This window comes from Streptosporangium sp. NPDC003464, from assembly GCF_053588315.1.
This window is the reverse complement of sequence record NZ_JBSFPS010000492.1, coordinates 1-2,891: the sequence shown is the minus strand read 5'-3', so window position 1 is coordinate 2,891 and position 2,891 is coordinate 1. Positions and strand designations below refer to the sequence as shown.

At 71.7% G+C, this 2,891-nt stretch carries 4 protein-coding genes; 2 read left to right on the top strand and 2 right to left on the bottom strand.

Annotated features, from left to right (window positions below):
* Positions 1-96: 96 nt before the first annotated feature.
* Both ACWDS7_RS47700 and ACWDS7_RS47695 read right to left on the bottom strand, forming a co-directional pair.
* The gene (locus tag ACWDS7_RS47700) at positions 97-726 is read right to left on the bottom strand and encodes a LysE family translocator (protein ID WP_451934705.1); all 630 of its coding nucleotides are present in this window, start codon (positions 724-726) and stop codon (positions 97-99) included.
* 106 nt (positions 727-832) lie between these two features.
* On the bottom strand, positions 833-1,333 hold the full coding sequence (locus ACWDS7_RS47695; RefSeq protein WP_451934704.1) for a hypothetical protein: 501 nt from the start codon (positions 1,331-1,333) through the stop codon (positions 833-835).
* An 87-nt stretch (positions 1,334-1,420) separates the two neighbouring features.
* Here ACWDS7_RS47695 and ACWDS7_RS47690 point away from each other — a divergent pair, with 87 nt between their 5' ends.
* Together ACWDS7_RS47690 and ACWDS7_RS47685 are read left to right on the top strand one after the other, a co-directional pair.
* Positions 1,421-1,975, top strand: a complete 555-nt coding sequence (locus ACWDS7_RS47690; RefSeq protein ID WP_451934703.1) for an MFS transporter — start codon at positions 1,421-1,423, stop codon at positions 1,973-1,975.
* Between the two features lie 224 nt (positions 1,976-2,199).
* On the top strand, positions 2,200-2,891 hold a 692-nt coding region (locus ACWDS7_RS47685; protein ID WP_451934702.1), incomplete at its 3' end, for a YcnI family copper-binding membrane protein.

The window sequence follows — 2,891 nt, the reverse complement described above, 5'->3', positions numbered from 1 at the left end:
GCCCTGGCTCCACGCCTACAATCACCACCGAGCACACACCGCACTCGGCGGTCACCCACCAGCCAGCCGCGTTCCTAACCTCTCAGGTCAATACAGCTAGGGCTTGGCCGTCAGAGCGAGGCGGACGGCCAGACCGATCAGCAGGGTTCCTGACACGTACTCCAGGTAACGGCGTACGGCGGGCCGCCTGAAGAATCGCTCGGCTGCACCGACCAGCCGGACGATCCCCAGATACCAGGCCAGGTCGATGAGGGCCGAGGCCACCGCCAGGAGCAGCAGCATCGGCAGCGCCGGCGCCCCTTCGGGCACGAACTGCGGCAGGAAGGACAGCGCGAACACGCCGGCTTTCGGATTGGCCAGGTTGGTCAACAGCCCGGACCGGTAGCAGCTCCACAGCGAGGGCCCGACGGCCGATGACGCGGCCAGGTCTTCGACCGGGCCGCCCCGCGCCTGCCACAGCATCCTCACGCCGAACCAGACCAGCACGATCGCGCCGACGATCCGCATGATGTCGAAGGCGAGCTCGGAGACGAGCAGCAGCGCGGACAGGCCGAAGGCGGCCGTCAGGCACCACACCAGCCAGCCGGTCTCGTTGCCCAGCACGGTCACCCCCCCCGCCGACCGGCCCGCGCGGATGGACTGCCGCAGGATCACCACGGTGGTGGGCCCGGGAATCATGGACACCAGCAGGGAAGCGACCGCAAAGGCGATCATGTCATTCAACATCGGGCTTCCCTCCCGAAAACCGGCTTAACTCCTCACAAGACCCTAGATGCTCTCTTCATGCTCATTCGACACCGCATCAGGATCATTCACGGGTTTGGCGGCACCGCTAGTAGTAGCTCTGCTCCTCGGAGCGCTCGTAGTCGTCATCGTCGTCGTGGGCCCGGCCGGACCAGCGCGAGGGCATCAGGACGGGGACGAACAGCGCGACGCCGAGGAGGGCGTAGACGCCGTTGGCGAGCAGCAGTCCCATGCCCCGGCCGGCCGGGGCGAGGGCCTCGTGGAGGGAGACGACATCGGACAGCAGGCCGGCGGCACGTCTGGCGTCGAGGGCGTAGACCACGTTCCAGGACAGCAGGACCATCGACGGGACGAAGGCCGCCAGCGGGGAGACCCGGCCGGCGACCACCAGGCCGAACAGCAGGCCGACCGCGGCCATGGCGCCGAGCGCCACCCAGGTCGCCGGACCGCTCTCGCCGGAGAGCGCGATCACGTTCGCCCCGGCCTCCTGCACCGCCCAGCCCCCGCCGGGCAGCAGGGCGGCCGTCATGATCAACCCGATCAGCAGCCCGGAGAAGTGCCGCATCACCACCACCTCGGCTCGGAGCACTTGTCACGATCGCGGCAACCTTAGCGACAAACAACTTGAAACGGCAGGCGTTGCGGAGGCGTGGGAATCTATAACATGTGGGGCATCATGCGTGCCCGACTCCCGTTACGCGTCATGCGCGCGGCCGCCTTCTCGGCCGTCTGCGTGATGCTCGCCGCCCTCGGCCACCTGGCCGCCGGCGGTTCGGGACCCGCCCCGTGGGCGATGGTCACCGGGACCTCGGCGGTCACGGCCCTGGCCGTGCTGCTCGCCGGGCGCGAACGCTCCACCACGACGATCAGCGTGGGGCTGTCGGCCATGCAGCTGTTCCTGCACGAGCTGTTCGCCTACGGCGACCCCTCGGGGATCGCCCTGACCGCGCACCCGCACGGTCAGGGGCTGGGCGAGGGCCTGGGCATGCTGATCGCGCACCTCACCGCCACGCTGGTCACCGGCTGGTGGCTGGCGCGCGGCGAGGCCGCCCTGTGGGCGCTGCTGCGCGCGGCCGGACGGCGCCTGGGCGCGCTGCTCCTGCTGCTGCCCTCCCCCACGGCGCCCGCCCCGCCCGCCCGCGCGGCCGGGGCCGCCGACGTGCCCGCCCCCGCGCGGAGCCCCCTCCGTCACACCGTCAGCCGGCGCGGCCCTCCACTGCCCGCCGTCTGACCTTCCCGCCCGCCCTTCCCGCGCGTCCTGACGCGGGGAGGTTCCCCGCACGTCCCGGCGTGCCCGGGATCCACCACACGCCCTGACACGCGCGGCGCCCACCGCGTGTCCTCACGGCACGTCCTCACGCGCGGCGCTCACCGCACGTCCTGGCCGGTCGGAGTCCCCGCACGTCCGGCGTGTCCGGAAGATCCCGGAATCGAAATTCGAAGTGGAGAACCCCCATGTCGCTTTCCTCTGCCTGCCGCCGCACCGTGGCCGTCGCTGCCGGCGTCACCGCCCTCACCCTCGGCCTGGCCCTTCCCGCCCTCGCCCACGTGACCGTCAATCCCGGTAGCGCCGTACAGGGCGGCTTCACCAAGGTCGCCTTCAGGGTCCCGAACGAGCGTGACGACGCCTCGACCAGCAAGGTCGAGGTCGCCTTCCCCACCGACCACCCGCTGGCGTTCGTCTCGGTCAAGCCGCTGCCCGGCTGGGAGGTCAAGGTGACCGAGGGCAAGCTGCCCAAGCCGGTCACCACCGAGTACGGCGAGATCACCGAGGCCGTCACGAAGGTCACCTGGTCGGGCGGGAAGATCGAGCCCGGCCAGTTCCAGGAGTTCGAGGTGTCCATGGGCGCGCTGCCCAAGGACACCGACCACCTCGTCTTCCCCGCGACCCAGACCTACACCGGCGGCGAGGTCGTGAAGTGGGCCGACGAGCCCAAGGCCGACGGCTCCGAGCCCGAGCGCCCGGCCCCGGTGCTGAAGCTCACGCCCGCCTCCGCCGAGGGCGACGGCCACGGCGCGGTCTCCGCGAGCCCGTCGGCGGCCGCCTCGGCCACCGGCGCCGCGCCGTCGGTGGCGCCGGCCGCGGCCGCCGGGAGCGCGGACTCCTCCGACGGCACGGCCCGCCTGCTCGGCGGCGTCGGCCTGCT